This window comes from Stutzerimonas sp. CXK-1, from assembly GCF_057738225.1.
On record NZ_CM173217.1, the window covers coordinates 1486686 to 1506583 of the forward strand.

Consider the following 19898-nt stretch of genomic DNA (forward strand, 5'->3'; position numbering starts at 1 on the left):
GCTCAGCGGCGCCCGTGCTGGCGCCGACGCCAGCTGCGGCCGACCCACCAGCGCCAGTAGGCCTGGGTGCCGAAGTAGCCCAGCAGGGCCAGAACCGCAGCCATCACCAGCGAGCCCAGGTACAGGGGCTGCCAGTTATCCCTGAGCAGATGCGTCACCCAGGCCAGGCTCAACTCCTCTGGCATTCCGATCGCCGGTGTATCCATCAGCCAGGCGCCGAGCTTGTAGTTGCAATAAAACACCGGCGGCATTGTCAGCGGGTTGGTCAGCCAGACCAGGCCGATGGCGATCGGCAGATTGGCTCTGGCAGGGAGCGCACAGAGCGCCGCTGCGAGCATCTGCATGGGCATCGGAATCATTGCCCAGAACAGGCCGATGCCCATCGCGCGGGCAACTGAGTGGCGGTTCAGGTGCCAGAGATTGGGATCGTGAATCAGGCCGCCAAGAAATCTCAGTGACTTGTTACCCTTGATGCGGTCGGGGTGGGGCATGTAGCGCTTGAAGATGCGACGCGGCATGTCGGGACTCGGGTGTACGTGAGCGCGTAATTATGCCGTGCTCCGAGGCTCTCGCCGACAGAACTTTTGTCACAGGCTTGTGCGCCGCTACGGATTGCGGCGAGCAGGTTTTCTGCGGCTGCGGCCGGCTTGCCAGGAGGGCACATGAAGGCGCGCACAGGGATGGCCGCGCTGGCGGTGGGTTTGCTGGTGCCGCGCTGGCTGCCCGAGTTGCCGGCAGGCGCTCTGTTGGCACTGCTGGGTGCAACGGCGGTTGGCGCGATGTGCTGGAAGCGCACGCGCCCCTTTGCGTGTTTCGCCTTGGGCCTGGTATGGGCCTGTTGGCAGGCGCAGCTCGCCCTCGATGACCGACTCCCGGTCGATCTGGATGGCCGCACCTTCTGGCTCGAGGGCGTGATCGTCGGCTTGCCTGCAACCATCGACGGGGTGGTTCGCTTCGAACTGACCGATATCCAGTCGCGCCATGCCGGCCTGCCGTCGCGCCTTCGCCTTGGTTGGCACGGCGGGCCTGCGCTTCGGGCCGGTGAGCGCTGGCGACTCGCGGCACGTCTGAAACGGCCTCGCGCAATGGTCAATCCACAGACCTTCGACTATGAGGCCTGGCTGCTCTCAAGGCACATCGGCGCGATAGGTACGGTAAAGGCGGGCGAGCGAGTCGCGGCCTCCGTTACGACCGCCGGCTGGCGCGATGCGCTCAGGCAGCGGCTGGCTGCGCTCGATGCCCATGGTCGCTCGGGTGCGATTGCGGCGCTGGTCGTCGGCGACGACTCCGGGCTCACGCCCGGCGATTGGCAGATCCTGCAGGACACCGGCACGGTGCACTTACTGGTAATTTCCGGTCAGCATGTGGCGATGCTGGCTGGACTGCTCTATGGGCTGGTCCATTTGCTCTACCGTCTGGGCTGCTGGCCTTCGCGCCTGCCGTGGCTGCCGGTTGCAAGCGGTCTCGCTTTCGGCGGCGCCCTGGGCTATGCCTGGCTGGCGGGGTTCGAGGTGCCGGTACAGCGCGCCTGTGTAATGGTTGCGGCAGTGCTGCTTTGGCGGCTGCGCTACCGGCATCTCGGCGTCTGGTTCCCCTTGCTGCTCGCCCTGGTCCTGGTGCTGCTGGCCAACCCGCTGGTCAGCCTGCAGCCAGGGTTCTGGCTGTCGTTCGCCGCAGTCGCGTTGCTGGTGTGGGTCTTTGCCGGCCGGCTCGGGGCTGCCGGCTGGTGGCGCACGCTCTTGCGTGCGCAGTGGGCAATGACGCTCGGCCTGCTACCGATGATGTTGATGCTTGGGCTTCCGGTCAGCTTCAGCGGGCCGCTTGCCAACCTCGTAGCGGTACCCTGGGTCAGCCTGACCGTTCCGTTTGCCCTTGTGGGAACTGCCGCGCTTTATCTACCGCTGGGGCTCGGGGAGAGCCTGCTGAATGGGGTAGGTTGGTCATTGCAGGGCTTGTTCGGCTTGCTGGCCTGGGTCGCTGGCTGGCAGCCGGCCTGGCTCGCGCCGCAAGCCTCCGGCTGGATGCTGCTGGCCGCGAGCCTTGGTGCGCTGATTCTGCTGCTGCCGGCAGGCATTCCGTTCCGTCTGTTCGGCGGTCTCCTGATGCTGCCCTTGCTTTTCGTCGGCAGCGAACGCCCACCTCCGGGACGTGCCGAGATCCATGTACTGGATGTCGGTCAAGGGCTGTCAGTCCTGGTCCGCACGCAGAGCCACGATCTGCTCTACGATGCCGGCCCCCGTTATGGTCGCTTCGATATCGGCGAGCGCGTGGTGGTGCCTTCGTTACGTCGACTGGGGACCCGACAGCTTGATCTTTTGTTGCTCAGCCACGCCGACAGTGACCATGCTGGTGGCGCCCAGGCGGTACTTCGCTCTTTGCCGGTGCGCCGGATGCTAAGCGGTGAGGCGCAGGCATTGGACCTTCCGGCTGTAGAGGACTGCCGGCCCGGCGAACGCTGGCGCTGGGATGAGGTGCGCTTCGAGACATGGCGCTGGCTGCGTGCAGGCGACGGAAACCAGGCGTCCTGCGTGCTGGCGGTCGAGGCCGCCGGCGAACGGATTCTGCTGACGGGCGATCTGGACAGCGCCGCCGAGCAGGCCCTGCTCGGCAGCCGCTTTAACCCTCGAAGCGACTGGTTGCTGCTTGGACATCATGGCAGCCGCACTTCGACTTCTGTCGCCTTTCTCTCGGCCGTTGCGCCAAGCGCGGCGTTGGTGTCGCGTAGCGCACACAACCCGTTCGGGCACCCGCACTCCGAGGTGCTGCATCGTTTGGATGAGGCGGGCATACCGCTCTACGACACGGCTCGGGACGGCGCCTTGCGCATAGTACTGGGCAGCTTCACTGCGCCCCAGGGTTTACGCTGGGAGCGTCGGTTCTGGCGGGAAAATGAGAACGGCAGCCGTCGGCTGGCGGCAGGCCCTGTGCTAGAGTGACGCGGTTTTTTCGAGGGGGATTCGACTCGTGTGGGAGCTGGTCAAAGCTGGCGGCTGGATAATGCTGCCGATCATTCTGTGTTCAATCGTTGCGGCCGCCATCATCGCTGAGCGGCTGTGGACCTTGCGTCCGAGTCGCGTCACGCCTCCGCACCTGCTCGGTCAGGTATGGAAGTGGATCAAAGACAAGCAGCTCAGCAACCAGAAACTCAAGGAACTGCGTGCCGATTCGCCACTCGGTGAGATTCTTGCCGCGGGCCTCGCCAACTCCAAGCGCGGGCGGGAAATCATGAAGGAGTGCATCGAGGAAGCGGCCGCTCGCGTGGTCCACGACCTGGAGCGCTACCTGAACGCCCTGGGCACCATCGCTGGTATCGCGCCATTACTCGGCTTGCTCGGCACGGTGCTGGGCATGATCGAGATTTTCAGCTCCTTCATGGGCTCCGGCATGGCCAATGCGCCACAGCTGGCCGGCGGCATATCCAAGGCGCTGATCACCACCGCGGCGGGGCTGATGGTGGCCATTCCCGCACTGTTCTTTCATCGTTTTCTCAGCCGGCGAGTCGATGAATTGGTCGTGGGCATGGAGCAGGAGGCGATCAAGCTGGTCGAGGTGGTTCAGGGCGACCGTGATGTCGACCTCAGCGAGGGCCGGCCGTGAAGTTTCGCCGCAAGCCGCGGGAGAACGTCGATATCGGGCTTGCGCCGCTGATCGATGTTGTATTCATTCTGCTGCTCTTTTTCGTGGTAACCACGACCTTCACCCGAGAAACCCAGCTGAAGGTCGATTTGCCCGAGGCGGCCAGCGGGACGCCGCCACAGCAGACCGAGGTCAAGCAGCTCGAAGTAGTGATCGACATCGAAGGCAACTATTCGCTCAATGGCAAGGCGCTGCTCAAAAGCGATCTCGACGCCCTCATGGCTGCGCTGAGCAAGGAGTCTGGCGGCGATAACAGCCTGCCGTTGATCATCAGTGCCGATGGCAAGACACCCCATCAGGCCGTGATCACCGCGATGGACGCCGCCGGCAAGCTCGGCTTCGCTCATCTGCGGATTACCACGGTCGAGGCGCAGGCTGCGCCCTGATGACGCTCGCGCAAAAACTTCAGCGCGCCTGGTACCAGGGGCACCCGGCATTAGCCTTGCTGGGCCCGCTCGAGGCGTTGTATCGCATGGTCGTCACACGCAAGCGGCAGCGTTTCCTGCAGGGCATGACTGCCAGCTATCGAGCGCCGGTTCCAGTTGTCGTGGTGGGCAACATTACGGTCGGTGGTACAGGCAAGACGCCGCTGATCCTGTGGCTGGTGGAGCATTGCCGGGCCCTCGGGCTACGCGTCGGGGTGGTCAGTCGCGGTTACGGTGCAAAGCCGCCGGAATATCCCTGGCGCGTCACTTGCGATCAGGATGCCAGGACGGCCGGCGACGAGCCGTTGCTGATCGTGCAGCGCACCGGCGTCGCGCTGATGATCGACCCCGACCGCGCCCGCGCGGTACAGGCACTGCTGCAGGCCGAGCCGATCGATCTCGTGCTCTGTGACGATGGTTTGCAACACTACGGTCTAGGCCGCGATCTGGAGTTGGTCCTGATCGACGCGGCACGAGGCTTGGGTAATGGCCGCTGCCTGCCAGCTGGCCCGCTGCGAGAGCCAGCCAGCCGCCTGGAGTCCGTGGACGCGGTACTGTACAACGGCGGTACGACGCAAGCCGATGCCTTCGGCTTCAGCCTGCAACCGAGTGGGCTAGTCGAAATCGTCAGCGGCCGGGTACTGCCGGTGAATCATCTGGCATCGCTGCAGGCCGTGCACGCGATCGCCGGTATCGGCAATCCAGAGCGTTTCTTCGCTACGCTCGAGGCGCTAAACTGGCGGCCGATTCCGCATCCCTTCGCCGATCACGCCGTGTATACCGCCGAGCAGCTCAGTTTTGCTCCGGAGCTGCCACTGGTGATGACCGAGAAGGACGCGGTCAAATGCCGGGCGTTCGCGCGTCCCGGCTGGTATTACCTAGAAGTGCAGGCCAGGCCCTGCGATGCCTTCATTGCCTGGTTCGATGAACAACTGGCCCGCCTGATTCCCGTCCACACCTAAGTCGCTCGCCTGCCGCTGCAGTCGAACGCCCTCAAAGGACTGCGCAATGGATACCAAACTGCTCGATATTCTGGCGTGCCCGCTGTGCAAAGGGCCGTTGAAGCTCGCCGATGACAAGTCTGAGCTGATCTGCAAGGCGGATGGTCTCGCCTACCCGGTACGAGACGGCATTCCGGTGATGCTCGAAAGCGAGGCGAGAACGCTGGATGTAGACGAGCGCCTGGACAAATGAGCACGGATTTCTGCGTTGTCATTCCAGCGCGTTTTGCTTCTACACGTCTGCCGGGCAAACCGTTGCAGGACATCGGCGGCCTGCCAATGATCCAGCACGTCTGGACCCAGGCCTGCAAGAGTTCGGCACGTCAGGTTGTGGTTGCGACCGATGATCCGCGCATCCTCGATGCCTGTCATCGCTTCGGGGCCGAGGTCGTGCTGACTGCAGCGGAGCACAATTCCGGTACCGACCGGCTTGCCGAGGTGGCGGCACGACTAGGGCTGGCGGCCGATGCCATCGTGGTCAACGTGCAGGGCGACGAACCGCTGATACCGCCAGCGGTGATCGATCAGGTTGCGGCCAATCTGGCGGATCATCCCGAGGCGGCGATTGCCACGCTCGCCGAGCCGCTGCTCGACGCCGCCGGGCTGTTCAATCCCAACGTGGTAAAAGTCTTGTCGGACATGAACGGTCTGGCGCTGACCTTTACGCGTGCGCCTCTGCCATGGGCGCGCGACGCCTTTGCGGCGAGCCGGGACCAGCTGCCGGCGGGTGTGCCGTACCGCCGGCATATCGGTATCTACGCCTATCGTGCCGGTTTTCTCGCTGACTTCGTGGCCTGGGGACCTTGCTGGCTGGAAGATGTGGAATGCCTGGAGCAGCTCCGCGCGCTCTGGCATGGCAAAAGGATCCATGTCGCCGATGCCGTCGAGCCGCCTCCCGCCGGCGTGGATACCATGGAGGATCTCGAGCGAGTTCGCCGCCTGCTGGGGCATGTGCAGTGAAGATACTCTTCGTCTGCCTCGGCAATATCTGTCGTTCGCCGACTGCCGAAGGCGTATTTCGTCAGCGTTTGCGTCATGCCGGTCTGGAAGCACGCGTCGTGGTCGACTCGGCTGGCACTGCAGGCTGGCACCGGGGAAAGGCGCCCGATGCACGTTCCTGCATGGCGGCCGCGGCGCGTGGATACGAGCTGTCAGGCTTGCGTGCGCGCCAGGTAGCGCTAGACGACTTCCAGCGCTTCGATCTGATACTGGCGATGGATCACGATAACCTTGCCCACCTGCAAGCGATGCAGCCAGCCGGCTCCCGGGCCGAGACCGACCTGTTCTTGCGTCGCTATGGCATAGGCTGCGACGCGGTGCCCGATCCTTACCATGGCGGCGAGGAAGGCTTCCAGCAGGTGTTGGATCTGATCGAGCAGGCGGCTGACGGCCTGCTGCACGAAGTGCAGGAGCGGCTGTGACCCTGCGTATCGAGCGCGACCACTCGCTCAAGGCCTTGAACAGTTTTGGACTCGAGCAGCGAGCGCGATTCTACGCCGAGGCGCATGACGACGCCGATGTCGCGGCTGCGGCCGCCTTTGCCGTGGCCGAAGGCTTGGCGCTCATGCCGCTGGGCGGCGGCAGCAACCTGCTGCTGACGCGCGATATCGATGCCCTTGTGTTGCGTCTGGCAAACCGAGGACGGCGAATCCTGCGGGCGGATTGCGGCGGCGTGATCGTGGAGGCAGAGGCCGGTGAACCCTGGCATCCGTTTGTGCTTTGGACGCTAGATCGCGGTCTGGTGGGGCTGGAGAATCTGAGCCTGATTCCAGGGACCGTTGGCGCTGCACCGATCCAGAATATCGGCGCCTACGGCGTGGAAATCCGCGATGTGTTCGAGGGGCTCACCGCTTACGATCTCTGGCACAGGCGGATCTGTGAAGTGTCGCTGAGCGATTGTGCCTTCGACTATCGCGACAGCCTGTTCAAGCGCCAGGCGGGACGTTACGTGATATTGCGCGTCAGGTTTCGCCTGGCACACGATGCCAAGTTGCACCTCGATTACGGGCCGATCAGGCAGAGGCTTGCGGAGTTGGGCGTCACCCAACCGACCGCTGTCGATGTAAGCCGCGCCGTCTGCACGATACGGAGCGAGAAGCTGCCCGATCCCAAGGAGCTTGGAAACGCCGGCAGCTTCTTCAAGAATCCGGTCGTGTCTACCGAGCAGCTTGAGCGGTTGCGACGACAGTTTCCCGATGTCGTGGCCTACCCCCAGGGTGATGATCGGGCCAAGCTGGCTGCCGGGTGGCTGATCGATCGGGCCGGCTGGAAAGGCTTTCGGGAGGGCGACGCTGGCGTCCATCGCGCCCAGGCCCTTGTACTGGTCAATTACGGTCACGCCACCGGTAAGGAAATATTGGCCTTGGCGCAGCGGATTCAGGCTGACGTGTACAGGCGATTCGCCGTCGAGTTGGAAATCGAGCCCAACGTGCTTTGACATCCGCTGCTTGCGGTCTTGCCTGAAACGAAAAAGCCCCGGTGATACCGGGGCTCTTTCGTTTCAGGGCACACAACGTGTGCCCTGGTTTCCAGGCGTCAGGCCTTCGGCTTGTCATCCTGTTCCGGCTCAACTTCCGGCGCGGAGGAGGGCTCAGCCTCGTCCTGCTTGGTCGCTTCGTCGGTAGGTCGATGCGCCATTTCGCCGCCCTCGGACTCACTCGGTTCAACGGCTGGAGCGGTGTCCTCAGCCAGCACCACGGGTGCTTCCGGCGTACCGGTCAGGGCTTCCGCGCGTTCGTTCTCCTCGGTCGTCCTGTTTTCCTGGCTGGCCGGCGGCGTTACCACAATCTCCGGGCTGGCTGCAGCCTGCTCTTCGACCGGCGCGGGCTGGGCAGCTGCTTCGGCCTCAGCCTTGGCTGCCTCCTGTGCGAGGCGTTCGGCTTCACGCTGGCGGCGGCGAACTTCGCGTGGGTCGTTCGGTGCGCGACCAGCCGGCCGCACGGGTGCGATGACCTCGCTGGCAGGCGCTTCGACAGCAGCCGCTTCGGTGGCCGGTTCGGTGGCCGGTGCTTCGGTCGGCTCTGCTACCGGCACGGCTGGGGCGACTTCTGCTTCTATTTCGGCGACTGGCGCAACGGGCTGCTCGGCTTCGGCCTGCGGTGCAGGTTGTGGCTCTGCACCCAGCGTTGCCGCTTCGGCTGCAGCTTCCGGCTGCTGTTCGGCAGGGATCGCTGACGGCTGGGCCGCCTCGGTATCTGCTGAATTGGCGGCCAGTGCAGCGGCGGTGGCTGCGACTGCGATCTCTTCGGTTTTCACCGGCGCGTTGCTTTCGTCGATTTCCTCGATTTCATTCCCGTTGGCGTCGCGTTGGCGCTCGCGACGGTTGCTGCGTCGACGCTGACCACGCGAGCGGCGGCGCGGGCGCTCGCCCTCGGCACCTTCCTGGGTTTCCTCGGCAGTCTCTTCCGCCTGAGTGCTCAGCACTTCCTCTTCGCTCGCTGCCGGCTCGTTGCGCGGGCGACGCTCCTCCCGGGGCGGTCTTGGCTTACGTTCACTCGGCTCCTCGACGGCGCTCGATACTGCTTCGTCAAGCGGGGCACGCAGCTCGCGCTTGCGCTCTTCACGCGGTTGACGCTCTTCACGTGGCGCACGCTCACGCCGTGGCTGAGTGGACTCTGTGCCTTCGGCCTGCTCGCGGGGCTTGCGCTCCTCGCGCGGTGGACGAGGCTGACGCTCTTCACGAGGAGCACGCTCTTCGCGAGGCTGACGCTCTTCGCGCGCTTGGCGTTCTTCGCGCGGCTTGCGGTCTTCGTCCCGATTGCGCCCATCGCGGCGACGGTTCTGCTGACGGCCGGAGCGACGCTCGTCGTTTCGCGGTTGGCGGCTGGTGGCGGGCTTCGGCTCGGTGACGGCAGCTACCTCAGGCTCCTGCTTGCCGGCGAAAAGGCCAACAAGCGACTTGATCAGCCCTTTGAACAGGCTGGGCTCTGGCGTCGCCGGTGCGGGTGCCGCGGCCGGGGTTTCGGCAACGGGTTCGGCCGGAGTCGGTGCCGGAGCGGTACGCTGAGGCGCGGTTTTAACGGCGGCCTCCTGGCGGACCAGTGTGCGCGTCGAGCTGATCGGCTGAACCTCGTCGGCCTCGGTCTGAGCCATCTCGTAGCTGGCCTTGCCGGCGATGATGTCTGGGCTATCGTCACGCAGGCGCTGCACTTCGAAGTGCGGAGTTTCGAGATGATCGTCCGGCAGGATGAAGATGCGCGCTCGGGTGCGCAGCTCGATCTTGGTGATCGCGTTGCGCTTTTCATTGAGCAGGAAAGCCGCTACCTGGAAGGGCACACGCGCGCGGACTTCGGCGGTGCGATCCTTCAGAGCCTCTTCTTCGATCAGGCGCAGAATGGCGAGGGAAAGCGATTCTACGTCGCGGATGATTCCTTGGCCGTTGCAGCGGGGGCATACGATGCCGCTCGTCTCGCCGAGCGACGGCCGCAGACGTTGACGCGACATTTCCAGCAGGCCGAAGCGGGAAATACGGCCGACCTGGATACGGGCGCGGTCGGCTTCCAGTGCTTCGCGCACTTTCTCTTCGACGGCGCGCTGATTCTTGGCCGGTGTCATGTCGATGAAGTCGATGACGATCAGGCCGCCAATGTCGCGCAGACGCAGTTGGCGAGCGATTTCTTCGGCCGCCTCCAGGTTGGTCTGCAAGGCGGTTTCCTCAATGTCGCCGCCTTTGGTTGCGCGCGCCGAGTTGATGTCGATCGAAACCAGCGCCTCGGTCGGGTCGATTACGATGGAGCCGCCAGATGGCAGTTTCACTTCGCGTTGGAAGGCGGTTTCGATCTGGCTTTCGATCTGGAAGCGATTGAACAGCGGTACGCTGTCTTCGTACAGCTTGATCTTGCTCGCGTACTGCGGCATGACCTGCTGGATGAAGGAGAGTGCTTCGTTCTGTGCTTCGACGCTATCGATCAGTACCTCGCCGATGTCCTGGCGCAGGTAGTCGCGGATCGCGCGGATGATGACGTTCGATTCCTGGTAGATGAGGAACGGCGCGGCGCGGTCCTGGGAGGCTTCCTTGATGGCGCTCCACAGTTGGAGCAGGTAATCGAGGTCCCACTGCAGTTCTTCGCTGGAGCGGCCGAGGCCGGCCGTGCGGACGATCAGGCCCATGTCGGCCGGGACGTTGAGCCCGTTCAGCGCTTCGCGCAACTCGTTGCGTTCTTCACCCTCGATACGGCGTGAGATACCGCCAGCACGCGGGTTGTTTGGCATCAGCACCAGATAGCGGCCTGCCAGGCTGATAAAGGTGGTCAGCGCTGCACCTTTGTTGCCGCGCTCTTCCTTTTCGACCTGGACAATGACTTCCTGGCCTTCCTTCAGAACTTCCTTGATGTTGACCCGGCCGCCTTCTGGCGTTTTGGAGAAGTATTCGCGGGAGATTTCCTTGAGCGGCAGAAAACCGTGGCGCTCGGCGCCGAAATCGACGAAGGCAGCCTCAAGGCTGGGCTCCACGCGGGTAATACGACCCTTGTAGATATTGGCCTTTTTCTGCTCGCGGGCCCCGGATTCGATATCCAGGTCGAACAGGCGCTGGCCATCGACCAGTGCGACACGCAACTCTTCAGGCTGAGTTGCGTTTATTAGCATTCTTTTCATGTAGTACCGTCGGTTTCCGTGGCATCCGGAAACCGCGTTCGGCACACACGACTCTCGCGGTCGGTGTCAGGTGCGTCAGGAATGGTTGTAAGGCACTCCAGTGTCTAGCGATGTGGGGCCAGAAAAGGCCGGCGTCGCGACGACGTCTCCTGCTTGCTGTCTGAACAGAAGCAATGCGGGGAGGAGGAATCAGCTACCGATAGCGGACGAAACTAAGCGTCTAACAAGCCTGTGCTACGCCATCGGTTACTGTGCGTCTCCACCCAACACGCATACTTTGAAAATCGGGTGCCGCCCGCAGAATCCAGAGCGGTTGTCGATTTCGCGATTCCCCATTGAGGGCACGCATCATGTCTTCAAGGCTAATTTCGGTGTTTGCCTGCAACTCAGGAAACCCCGTCGGACGGCCTCACGTCCTCGAACCTTTTTCAACGAGTCGGAATGGCGTATCGCTTGCATTCCGGCCTGACCGCTTTTGGCGGCGTTCGCGACTATAACAGCAATGCCAGAGTGCTTCAAATAGACGAAATTGGTATCATGCCGCGATGACCAATACCCCCTCTCAGACCTCGGGCGTGCAGTTGCTCGAGGTGTCGCCGGAGCTTGCCGGCCAGCGCATCGATAATTTCCTACGTACTCAGCTTCGCGGTGTTCCCAAGACGCTCATCTATCGCATCTTGCGAAAGGGGGAGGTTCGCGTGAACAAGGGGCGAATCAAGCCCGAGTACAAATTGCAGGCTGGTGATGTAGTTCGCGTCCCGCCGCTGCGGCTGGCCGAGCGAGACGAGCCCGAGCCGTTGGCTCAGGGGCTGCTGGAGCGGCTCGAGGCCTGCATCGTTTACGAAGACAAGGCGCTGATTGTAATCAACAAGCCTGCCGGAATAGCCGTGCATGGCGGGAGTGGGCTGAGCTATGGCGTCATCGAGGCGCTTCGTCAGTTGCGTCCCGATGTGCGCGAGCTGGAGCTTGTGCACCGCCTGGACCGTGATACGTCCGGTCTATTGATGGTCGCCAAGAAGCGCAGCATGTTGCGGCACTTGCATCAGGCGCTGCGCAGCGATGGCGTCGACAAGCGCTACCTTGCGCTGGTGCGCGGTCGCTGGGAGGCGTCCAAGAAGCAGATCAGTGCGCCGCTGCAGAAAAACACGCTGCGTTCGGGTGAGCGCATGGTCGAGGTATCGGGCGATGGCAAGGAGGCGCTGACCCTGTTTCGTGTGGTGAGGCGCTTCGGTGATTTCGCTACGCTGGTCGAGGCCAAGCCGGTTACCGGGCGAACTCACCAGATCCGCGTGCATGCGAGGCATGCCGGCCACGCGATCGCTGGCGACAATAAATATGGTGATGAGGAATTCAGTCGCGTTATTCGCGAGCTGGGAGGCAAGCGGCTGTTTCTGCATGCCTACTCGCTGCGAGTGCCATTGCCCGAAGGGGGCGAGCTGACGCTCGAAGCGCCGGTCGATGAAGTATGGGGCAGGACCTTGGAGCGGCTGGGTGATTAACCGTTATCCGCTGTTGATCTTTGACTGGGATGGCACGCTGGTGGATTCCATCGCGCGGATCGTCGAGTCCATTCACGTCGCAGAGGCTGCGTGCGATCTGGCGCCGCAAAGCGACAAGGCGATCAGAGGTATCATCGGTCTTTCGTTGTCTGAAGCGTTTTGCGTCCTGTATCCCCATGTGATCGATGATGGGCGGCTCGTCGAGCATTTTCGCGCTGCCTACAGTGATCACTATCTGGCGCTCGAGTCCGAGCCGTCGCTTCTCTATCCGGGTGTCGCTGATACGTTGGCGCAGCTGCGCGAGCGTGGTCATCTGCTCGCTGTGGCGACCGGCAAGGGGCGGCGTGGGCTTGATCGCGTTCTGGCGGGGCAGGGTTGGCTGGATTTCTTCGATGTGACGCGGTGTGCGGACGAGACGGCGGGCAAGCCCGATCCTCTGATGCTTCACGAGATTCTGGCTTTCACGGGTCATCAGCCAGGGCAGGCGCTGATGGTCGGCGACTCGGTGTTTGACATGCAGATGGCGCAACGAGCAGGCGTGGATAGCGTGGCGGTGAGTTACGGGGCTCAGTCTGAAGCGGCGCTGCGAGAGTGGTGCCCGCGACTGGTCGTTGATGATTTCTCCGAGCTGGATGAATGGCTGGCGCGGTGTGATTGAGAGGGCGGTATGACCGATGAGTGGAAGGCCTCTTCCGAGGTGAGCGGCAAGGATGATCGCAGTAGCTGGAAACTGCTGGAAAAGACCTTGCTGGCAGGTATTCAGGAGCAGCGTCGAGCGCGACGCTGGGGGATATTCTTCAAGCTGCTGACCTTCGTCTATCTGTTCGGGGCGCTGTTGATCTTCTCGCCGGTCATGGAGATGGGCGGTGATGGTGCGCGCGCTGAGAGCCATACGGCGGTCATCAATGTTCGCGGCATGATCGCCGATGAGGAATCGGCCAGTGCCGATAACATCGTGGGCGCATTGCGCGCGGCATTCGAGGACTCCAACACAAAGGGCGTGATTTTGCGGATCAACAGCCCAGGCGGTAGCCCGGTTCAGTCGGGGTACGTGTATGACGAGATTCGCCGGTTGCGGGCCGAATACCCGGCGATCAAGCTCTACGCGGTCATCGCTGATCTGGGCGCGTCCGGTGCTTATTACATTGCCAGCGCCGCAGATGAGATCTATGCGGACAAGTCCAGCCTGGTTGGCTCGATCGGAGTGACAGCAGCGACCTTTGGTTTTGTTGATGCCATGCAGCGTCTGGGTGTGGAGCGCCGTGTCTACACCGCGGGCGAGCACAAGGCCTTTCTTGATCCATTCCAGCCGCAGAAGCAGGAAGAGACGCAGTTCTGGCGCGAAGTTTTGGCGACCACGCATCGTCAGTTCATCGACAGTGTGAAGAAGGGGCGTGGTGATCGGCTGCGCGACAGCGAGCACCCCGAGCTGTTTTCCGGTCTGGTCTGGTCCGGCGAGCAGGCGCTTGAGCTCGGCCTGGTCGATGGCTTGGGTAGCACCTCCTACGTCGCCCGCGAAATCATTGGCGAACCGGAACTCGCTGACTTTACGGTCAAGGAGTCGCCGCTCGATCGCTTTACCAAGAAGCTGGGTGCCGGCGTTGCGCAGGAGCTTGCAATGTGGATGGGGCTGCAGGGGTCTGCGCTGCGCTGATTCGACGCTCAGGGTATCTCGAAGCCGGCGGCGTTGAGCATGTCGACCAGACGGATCAGCGGTAAGCCAATCAGGCTTGTTGCATCCGGGCCCTCGGTCGATCGAAACAGGCTGACGCCAAGTCCTTCGGCTTTGAAGCTGCCGGCACAGTCGTATGGCGTGTCTGCGCGCAGGTAGCGGTCGATCTGCGCGTCGCTCAGCTGCTTGAAGTGAACGGTGAACGGGACGCAGTCCAGCTGCAGTGTTCCGGTCGCCGCGTCGAGCAGGGCAATGCCGGTGAGGAAGCGAACCGATGCGCCGCTCGCTGCGGAAAGCTGCCTGAAGGCTTCGGCGTGATTGCCCGGCTTGCCGAGAATCCGATTGCCAAGTACGGCGACCTGGTCGGCACCGATGATCAAGTGGTTCGGGTGCGTGTCGGCCAGAGCCATGGCTTTCTCGCGCGCCAGGCGGCGAACCAGTTGTTCGGCGGGTTCCTCGGGTGCTGGAGTTTCGTCGATATCGGGCGCGCAGCATTGAAAGGGCAATCCGAGTCGTTCAAGCAGTTCGCGTCTGTATCGTGAGCTTGAGGCAAGCAGTAGGGGTTGCATGGTTTCTCCTGGGTTTTTCCTCCTTATATATACGAGCGCGGTCGCGACTGCATGCGCTCGGTCGGTGGGGATGGAATTCCTTTGACAGCTCCGGGGCGCGACCCTAGAATGCCGCGCTTATGTTGAAAGGACCGATACCTCCGCACGTTGATCCGCGCAAGTTGGCCGATCGAGACGCAACGCTCGATGGAGACTTGCAGCTGTCTCAGCTGAAGCGGCTCGCCGATGCTCTGGAGGATGATGAAGGCCTCGCCCATGTTCGTCTCCATTTCGGACGTGATGAGCAGCGCGCCCTGATCATCCGCAGCGAGCTGGACGTTGACGTCAAAATGATATGCCAGCGTTGTCTGGGGCCGGTTGTTCTGCCTGTTCACAGTGAGTGCACTTATGCCGTTGTGAACGAAGGCGCGAGCAGTGACCACCTTCCCAGGGAGTATGACGTGCTGGAAGTGGGAGAGGATCCGCTGGATCTGCTGGCGCTGATCGAGGACGAGCTTTTGCTTGCTCTGCCGATTGTTCCACTCCATGACCCTGAAATTTGCCAGCCGCCGGCTGGGCTCGATGAGCCTGAGTCGACAGAGGACGAGGTGACGCGGTCCAACCCGTTCAGCGTTCTGGCGCAGTTAAAGCGTGACCCAAACGTTTAGGAGTTGATCCAAAATGGCTGTTCAGCAGAACAAAAAATCCCGTTCCGCCCGTGACATGCGCCGTTCGCACGACGCGCTCGAGGCGAACGCCCTGTCCGTGGAAAAGAGCACTGGTGAAGTACACCTGCGCCACCACGTTTCCCCGGATGGTTTCTACCGCGGTCGCAAAGTGATCGACAAGGGCGCTGACGAGTAACTTGTCCGCTCCGATCATCGCGATCGATGCAATGGGCGGGGACATCGGTCCCCGCTGCATTGTTCCGGCCAGCATCTCCTGTCTGGCTGAAGACCCTGCGTTGCACCTGGCCCTTGTTGGCCAACCCTCCGTTATAGAAGAACTCATCGCACGATCTGGCTCGGTCGATCGGTCGCGGCTGCGTGTCGTGGCTGCCGATCAGGTCATTGGCATGGATGAGCGCCCCTCCCAAGCGCTACGCAGCAAGCCGCAATCATCGATGCGTGTCGCCCTCGAGTTGTTGCGCGACGGTCAGGCCCATGCATTGGTCAGTGCGGGTAATACCGGAGCACTCATGGCGCTGGCTCGTCAGGTGCTGAAGACGCTGCCCGGTATCGACCGGCCCGCCATGGCGACTCTGTTGCCGACTTCACGAGGCGCCTGCTTGCTGCTTGACCTTGGGGCGAACGTGGACTGCGAGCCCGAGCAGCTTTACCAGTTCGCAGTCATGGGTGCAGCCGCGGCACAGTCGCTGGGTGTCGATAATCCACGTGTCGCCTTACTGAACGTCGGGATCGAAGACGTCAAAGGCAATCAGCAGGTCAAGGCCGCTGCTCAGTTGCTTCAGCAGGCTGGGGAAAGTCTTAACTACCGAGGGTTCATCGAAGGTGATGGGCTTTATCGTGGCGAGGCGGATGTGGCGGTCTGTGACGGCTTTGTCGGCAATGTCGTGCTCAAATCCAGCGAAGGGCTGGCCGAGATGGTCATGGCGCGTGTGCAGGGGTTGTTCACCTCGTCCTGGCGCGGACGCCTGGTCGGAGCGCTGGCGCTGCCTTTGCTGCGTCGGCTGCGTGATGATTTCCGTCCTGCCAGATACAACGGAGCGAGCTTTCTCGGTGTACAGGGCGTGGTTGTCAAAAGCCATGGCTCGGCAGGGGAAGAGGGGTTCAAGGCGGCGATCCGTCGCGCGGCGCTGGATATCGAGCACGATTTGCCGGGGCTTCTGCGCACACGCCTCGATCAGCTGATGCGCCCCCATACGACCGCGGGCGGTGATGTGACTGCTTCCGGCGGTACGTCATCCAACTGAAATCGCTGTGTCTGCATGCAGGCGCATTCATTCGGAACCACAAGAGAGTCGCTCATGACTGCATCACTCGCTTTCGTCTTTCCGGGGCAAGGCTCCCAGTCGCTGGGCATGCTGTCGGAACTTGGCAGCCAGCAGGCCGTTATCCGCGATACCTTTGCCGAAGCATCGACTGTCCTTGGCTATGATCTTTGGGCTCTGACGCAGCAGGGGCCAGAGGCGCAGCTCAATCAGACCGACAAGACCCAGCCGGCTATCCTGACCGCTTCGGTCGCGCTGTGGCGTCTGTGGCTTGCCGAAGACGGTCCGCGCCCGGCATTCGTTGCCGGTCATAGTCTGGGCGAGTACTCAGCGCTGGTCGCAGCGGGCAGTCTGGGCTTTGCCGATGCGGTCAAGCTCGTCGAGTTGCGTGGTCAGCTGATGCAGCAGGCAGTCCCGGCCGGACAGGGCGGTATGGCCGCCATCCTCGGATTGGAAGACGCCGACGTGCTGGCGGCCTGCGCCGAAGCCGCGCAGGGTGAGGTGGTCAGCGCGGTGAATTTCAATGCCCCGGGCCAGGTCGTGATTGCTGGCAGCGCTGCTGCGGTAGAGCGGGCGATCGAGGCGTGCAAGGCGCGCGGCGCCAAGCGAGCCATGGCATTGCCGGTCAGCGTGCCCTCGCACTGCGAGCTGATGCGTCCTGCCGCCGAACGCTTTGCCAAGTCGGTGGCTGCGCTGGCCTGGCAGGCTCCGCAGATCCCGCTGGTACAGAACGTCAGCGCGGCGGTCGTTGCCGATCTCGAAACCCTGAAAACCGATCTGCTCGCTCAGCTCTACAGTCCGGTTCGCTGGGTAGAGTCGATGGTGGTGTTGGCGGATCGTGGCGTGACTGACGTCGTCGAATGTGGCCCGGGCAAGGTGCTGTCGGGGCTCAACAAGCGCTGTGTCAAGGGCGTCACCGCCTACAATCTGGACACCCCCGAATCTTTCGCCGCAGCTCGACAGGCGCTGGCGTAACCAAGGAGAAACACAATGAGTCTGCAAGGTAAGGTTGCCCTGGTCACCGGCGCTACACGCGGAATCGGTCAGGCCATCGCATTGGAGCTGGGGCGTCAGGGCGCAATCGTCATTGGCACGGCGACCTCTCCGGCAGGGGCAGAGCGCATTGCCGAAACCCTGAAGAGCAATGGCATCGAAGGTGCCGGCCTGGTGTTGGATGTAGGTGATGATGAGTCGGTGCGCTCGACGCTCGAGCATATCCAGCAGCATCTGGGGCAGCCCGCCATCCTGGTCAACAACGCCGGCATCACTCGCGACAACCTCATGCTGCGCATGAAGGACGACGAGTGGCACGACGTGATCAATACCAACCTCAACAGCCTGTATCGCCTGACCAAGGCCGTGCTCAAGGGCATGACCAAGGCTCGTTGGGGGCGGATCATCAATATCGGCTCGGTGGTTGGTGCCATGGGTAACGCCGGGCAGGTAAACTACGCCGCCGCCAAGGCTGGCCTGGAGGGCTTCGGCCGAGCGCTGGCGCGCGAAGTCGGTTCGCGAGGCATCACCGTGAACTCTGTGGCGCCCGGCTTTATCGATACCGACATGACGCGTGAGCTGCCGGAGGCTCAGCGCGATGCCCTGCTGGGGCAGATTCCGTTGGGCCGTCTCGGTCAGGCGGAAGAGATCGCCAAGGTAGTCGCCTTCCTCGCTTCGGATGGCGCTGCCTATGTGACCGGCGCTACGGTGCCGGTGAATGGCGGCATGTACATGAGTTGAGTGTGACGCCACGCGGGATGCGACAGTCTCACGGCTGTCTTTGTTCGCTAGCGATCACGGCAAATTTATAGACATAGGTTGGAAGCCGGGCCATGCTTGCCTGCTTCCAGCTTGAAATGCGGAAAACGCTTTCTATACACTACCGCGCAGACCAGCTGCCTGATTTTTCCATAGGAGTGAAAACAAGGTATGAGCACCATCGAAGAACGCGTCAAGAAGATCGTTGCTGAGCAACTTGGCGTCAAAGAAGAGGAAGTTACCAACAGCGCTTCCTTCGTCGAAGACCTGGGTGCCGATTCTCTTGACACCGTCGAGCTGGTAATGGCTCTGGAAGAGGAATTCGAAACCGAAATTCCGGACGAGCAAGCAGAAAAGATCACCACCGTTCAAGAAGCCATCGATTACATCAACGCGCACGCGCAGTAAGTTGTAATCCGGTTTCGAACGAAAGGAAAGCCGCACTGCCTTGCATGAGGTAGTGCGGTTTTTCTTTGATGGGCTATCGATAACGGGCCGAGTTCTGCGGCCGGGATAGCGCCCCGGCGCAGTGTTCGCCGGGCTCCGAGTAATCCAGGTATAGGAGAGTTTGCTGTGTCGCGTAGACGCGTCGTGGTTACCGGTATGGGCATGGTTTCGCCGCTGGGTAACGATGTGCCGAGCACCTGGCAGGGCATCCTGGCCGGTCGCAGCGGTATCGGCCTGATCGAACACACGGACTTGTCCGCCTATTCCACCCGTTTCGGTGGTTCGATCAAAGGCTTCGAGGTTGAGCAGTACTTGCCTGCCAAAGAGGCGCGCAAACTCGATCTGTTCATCCAGTACGGCCTGGCAGCCAGCTTTCAGGCGGTCCGTGATTCCGGTTTGGAAATCACCGATGCCAATCGAGAGCGCGTTGGCGTGGCCATGGGCTCGGGCATTGGTGGGCTGACGAACATCGAGAACAGCTGCCGTGCGCTCATCGATCAGGGGCCGCGACGGATTTCGCCGTTCTTCGTGCCCGGATCCATCATCAATATGGTGTCCGGCTTCCTGTCAATTCATCTGGGTCTGCAGGGACCGAACTACGCCATTGCCACGGCTTGCACCACCGGTACGCACTGCATCGGCATGGCGGCGCGGAACATCGCGTACGGTGAGGCAGATGTCATGGTAGCCGGTGGCTCGGAAATGGCTGCCTGTGGCCTGGGTATCGGCGGTTTTGCAGCGGCACGAGCTCTGTCCACGCGCAACGACGATCCGGCCGCAGCCAGTCGCCCGTGGGACCGTGATCGGGATGGCTTCGTGCTCTCCGACGGTGCCGGTGCATTGGTCCTCGAGGAACTCGAGCATGCCAAGGCGCGCGGTGCGACGATCTACGCCGAGGTCATCGGTTTCGGCATGAGTGCCGATGCGTTTCACATGACCTCGCCGCCGGACGACGGTGCCGGCGCCGCACGCTGCATGCGCAGCGCGTTGAAAGACGCCGGAATCAACGCCGATCAGGTGCAATACATCAACGCTCATGGCACCTCGACGCCCGCTGGCGACATGGCTGAGGCCGCCGCGATTCGCAGCGTCTTCGGGGAACACGCCTATCGCCTGTCGGTCAGCTCGACCAAGTCGATGGTCGGTCATTTGCTCGGTGCTGCGGGCGCGGTCGAGTCGATCTTCAGCATTCTGGCGATTCGCGACCAGGTGGCTCCGCCGACGATCAACCTGGAAAACCCAGACGAAGGCTGTGACCTGGATTTCGTGCCGCATCAGGCCAAACCGATGCCGATCGATGTTGCCGTGTCCAACTCCTTTGGTTTTGGCGGCACCAACGGCTCGCTGGTGTTCCGCCGGTTCTCCGAGTGAG

General features: G+C 62.5%; 21 protein-coding genes. 18 read left to right on the forward strand and 3 right to left on the reverse strand.

What is annotated here, in order from left to right; all coding sequences use genetic code 11:
• Positions 1-2: 2 nt before the first annotated feature.
• Positions 3-518, reverse strand: a complete 516-nt coding sequence (locus AC0KXH_RS07040; RefSeq protein WP_043219377.1) for a DUF2062 domain-containing protein — start codon at positions 516-518, stop codon at positions 3-5.
• A gap of 144 nt (positions 519-662) precedes the next feature.
• Between AC0KXH_RS07040 and AC0KXH_RS07045 the strand changes: the two genes are divergently transcribed.
• From AC0KXH_RS07045 to murB, 8 genes are read left to right on the forward strand one after another with little or no spacing between them, the layout of a single operon-like run.
• Positions 663-2936 carry a DNA internalization-related competence protein ComEC/Rec2 gene (locus AC0KXH_RS07045; RefSeq protein WP_488224401.1) on the forward strand — a complete coding sequence of 758 codons (2274 nt, stop codon included), beginning with the start codon at positions 663-665 and terminating at the stop codon, positions 2934-2936.
• A 28-nt stretch (positions 2937-2964) separates the two neighbouring features.
• A complete protein-coding gene (locus tag AC0KXH_RS07050; RefSeq protein ID WP_041106112.1) occupies positions 2965-3597 on the forward strand; it encodes a MotA/TolQ/ExbB proton channel family protein in 633 nt (210 codons plus the stop codon).
• Positions 3594-4022 (forward strand): ExbD/TolR family protein, encoded by a 429-nt coding sequence (locus AC0KXH_RS07055; protein WP_041106110.1) that lies wholly within the window; start codon positions 3594-3596, stop codon positions 4020-4022. Before AC0KXH_RS07050 ends, AC0KXH_RS07055 begins: the two co-directional genes overlap by 4 nt.
• The gene (gene lpxK / locus AC0KXH_RS07060; RefSeq protein WP_313327029.1) at positions 4022-5023 is read left to right on the forward strand and encodes a tetraacyldisaccharide 4'-kinase; all 1002 of its coding nucleotides are present in this window, start codon (positions 4022-4024) and stop codon (positions 5021-5023) included. Before AC0KXH_RS07055 ends, lpxK begins: the two co-directional genes overlap by 1 nt.
• A 46-nt stretch (positions 5024-5069) precedes the next feature.
• Complete coding sequence (locus AC0KXH_RS07065; RefSeq protein WP_041106106.1) at positions 5070-5255, forward strand: Trm112 family protein; 186 nt, start codon at positions 5070-5072, stop codon at positions 5253-5255.
• The gene (gene kdsB / locus AC0KXH_RS07070) at positions 5252-6022 is read left to right on the forward strand and encodes a 3-deoxy-manno-octulosonate cytidylyltransferase (protein WP_488224402.1); all 771 of its coding nucleotides are present in this window, start codon (positions 5252-5254) and stop codon (positions 6020-6022) included. Before AC0KXH_RS07065 ends, kdsB begins: the two co-directional genes overlap by 4 nt.
• A complete protein-coding gene (locus tag AC0KXH_RS07075) occupies positions 6019-6483 on the forward strand; it encodes a low molecular weight protein-tyrosine-phosphatase (RefSeq protein ID WP_043219384.1) in 465 nt (154 codons plus the stop codon). The genes kdsB and AC0KXH_RS07075 overlap by 4 nt, the downstream gene beginning before the upstream one ends.
• Positions 6480-7499: a UDP-N-acetylmuramate dehydrogenase gene (murB, locus tag AC0KXH_RS07080; RefSeq protein ID WP_395764635.1), complete on the forward strand. Its 1020-nt coding sequence runs from the start codon at positions 6480-6482 to the stop codon at positions 7497-7499. The genes AC0KXH_RS07075 and murB overlap by 4 nt, the downstream gene beginning before the upstream one ends.
• Positions 7500-7597: 98 nt before the next feature.
• On the opposite strand, the gene rne is transcribed toward murB, so the two are convergent.
• Positions 7598-10657 (reverse strand): ribonuclease E, encoded by a 3060-nt coding sequence (rne, locus tag AC0KXH_RS07085; RefSeq protein ID WP_488224403.1) that lies wholly within the window; start codon positions 10655-10657, stop codon positions 7598-7600.
• Positions 10658-11202: 545 nt separating this feature from the next.
• Here rne and rluC point away from each other — a divergent pair.
• The 3 genes from rluC to AC0KXH_RS07100 are packed head-to-tail and all read left to right on the forward strand — an operon-like array spanning position 11203 to position 13810.
• Positions 11203-12156 carry a 23S rRNA pseudouridine(955/2504/2580) synthase RluC gene (gene rluC / locus AC0KXH_RS07090; RefSeq protein ID WP_061338476.1) on the forward strand — a complete coding sequence of 318 codons (954 nt, stop codon included), beginning with the start codon at positions 11203-11205 and terminating at the stop codon, positions 12154-12156.
• Positions 12152-12814 carry an HAD-IA family hydrolase gene (locus tag AC0KXH_RS07095; protein WP_488224594.1) on the forward strand — a complete coding sequence of 221 codons (663 nt, stop codon included), beginning with the start codon at positions 12152-12154 and terminating at the stop codon, positions 12812-12814. The genes rluC and AC0KXH_RS07095 overlap by 5 nt, the downstream gene beginning before the upstream one ends.
• Positions 12815-12823: 9 nt before the next feature.
• A complete protein-coding gene (locus AC0KXH_RS07100; RefSeq protein WP_488224404.1) occupies positions 12824-13810 on the forward strand; it encodes a S49 family peptidase in 987 nt (328 codons plus the stop codon).
• An 8-nt stretch (positions 13811-13818) separates the two neighbouring features.
• Here AC0KXH_RS07100 and AC0KXH_RS07105 read toward each other — a convergent pair whose 3' ends face one another.
• On the reverse strand, positions 13819-14397 hold the full coding sequence (locus AC0KXH_RS07105) for a Maf family protein (protein WP_488224405.1): 579 nt from the start codon (positions 14395-14397) through the stop codon (positions 13819-13821).
• 119 nt (positions 14398-14516) lie between these two features.
• On the opposite strand from AC0KXH_RS07105, the gene AC0KXH_RS07110 reads away from it, so the two are divergent.
• The 7 genes from AC0KXH_RS07110 (at position 14517) to fabF (ending at position 19897) form a co-directional block, all read left to right on the forward strand.
• Positions 14517-15044, forward strand: a complete 528-nt coding sequence (locus AC0KXH_RS07110) for a YceD family protein (protein ID WP_076342770.1) — start codon at positions 14517-14519, stop codon at positions 15042-15044.
• A 13-nt stretch (positions 15045-15057) separates the two neighbouring features.
• Positions 15058-15240, forward strand: coding sequence for a 50S ribosomal protein L32 (gene rpmF, locus AC0KXH_RS07115; RefSeq protein ID WP_041106089.1), 183 nt, complete (start codon positions 15058-15060; stop codon positions 15238-15240).
• A gap of 1 nt (position 15241) precedes the next feature.
• Positions 15242-16309, forward strand: coding sequence for a phosphate acyltransferase PlsX (gene plsX, locus AC0KXH_RS07120; RefSeq protein ID WP_488224406.1), 1068 nt, complete (start codon positions 15242-15244; stop codon positions 16307-16309).
• 54 nt (positions 16310-16363) lie between these two features.
• Entirely contained in the window at positions 16364-17302 is a 939-nt protein-coding gene (gene fabD / locus AC0KXH_RS07125; RefSeq protein ID WP_488224407.1) for an ACP S-malonyltransferase, read from the forward strand.
• 15 nt (positions 17303-17317) lie between these two features.
• Positions 17318-18061: a 3-oxoacyl-ACP reductase FabG gene (fabG, locus tag AC0KXH_RS07130; RefSeq protein ID WP_041106083.1), complete on the forward strand. Its 744-nt coding sequence runs from the start codon at positions 17318-17320 to the stop codon at positions 18059-18061.
• Positions 18062-18250: 189 nt separating this feature from the next.
• On the forward strand, positions 18251-18487 hold the full coding sequence (gene acpP, locus AC0KXH_RS07135; RefSeq protein WP_003283670.1) for an acyl carrier protein: 237 nt from the start codon (positions 18251-18253) through the stop codon (positions 18485-18487).
• 165 nt (positions 18488-18652) lie between these two features.
• Complete coding sequence (gene fabF / locus AC0KXH_RS07140; RefSeq protein ID WP_043219408.1) at positions 18653-19897, forward strand: beta-ketoacyl-ACP synthase II; 1245 nt, start codon at positions 18653-18655, stop codon at positions 19895-19897.
• Position 19898: the final 1 nt, after the last annotated feature.

Bases quoted from the DNA above. Each gene is read 5' to 3' on its own strand.
- AC0KXH_RS07040 (WP_043219377.1), bottom strand. From the start codon at position 518: ATGCCGCGTCGCATCTTCAAGCGCTACATGCCCCACCCCGACCGCATC.
- lpxK (WP_313327029.1), top strand. From the start codon at position 4,022: ATGACGCTCGCGCAAAAACTTCAGCGCGCCTGGTACCAGGGGCACCCG.
- AC0KXH_RS07110 (WP_076342770.1), top strand. From the start codon at position 14,517: ATGTTGAAAGGACCGATACCTCCGCACGTTGATCCGCGCAAGTTGGCC.
- AC0KXH_RS07100 (WP_488224404.1), top strand. From the start codon at position 12,824: ATGACCGATGAGTGGAAGGCCTCTTCCGAGGTGAGCGGCAAGGATGAT.
- AC0KXH_RS07045 (WP_488224401.1), top strand. From the start codon at position 663: ATGAAGGCGCGCACAGGGATGGCCGCGCTGGCGGTGGGTTTGCTGGTG.
- rluC (WP_061338476.1), top strand. From the start codon at position 11,203: ATGACCAATACCCCCTCTCAGACCTCGGGCGTGCAGTTGCTCGAGGTG.
- AC0KXH_RS07065 (WP_041106106.1), top strand. From the start codon at position 5,070: ATGGATACCAAACTGCTCGATATTCTGGCGTGCCCGCTGTGCAAAGGG.
- kdsB (WP_488224402.1), top strand. From the start codon at position 5,252: ATGAGCACGGATTTCTGCGTTGTCATTCCAGCGCGTTTTGCTTCTACA.
- rne (WP_488224403.1), bottom strand. From the start codon at position 10,657: ATGAAAAGAATGCTAATAAACGCAACTCAGCCTGAAGAGTTGCGTGTC.
- fabG (WP_041106083.1), top strand. From the start codon at position 17,318: ATGAGTCTGCAAGGTAAGGTTGCCCTGGTCACCGGCGCTACACGCGGA.
- fabD (WP_488224407.1), top strand. From the start codon at position 16,364: ATGACTGCATCACTCGCTTTCGTCTTTCCGGGGCAAGGCTCCCAGTCG.
- acpP (WP_003283670.1), top strand. From the start codon at position 18,251: ATGAGCACCATCGAAGAACGCGTCAAGAAGATCGTTGCTGAGCAACTT.
- AC0KXH_RS07105 (WP_488224405.1), bottom strand. From the start codon at position 14,397: ATGCAACCCCTACTGCTTGCCTCAAGCTCACGATACAGACGCGAACTG.
- rpmF (WP_041106089.1), top strand. From the start codon at position 15,058: ATGGCTGTTCAGCAGAACAAAAAATCCCGTTCCGCCCGTGACATGCGC.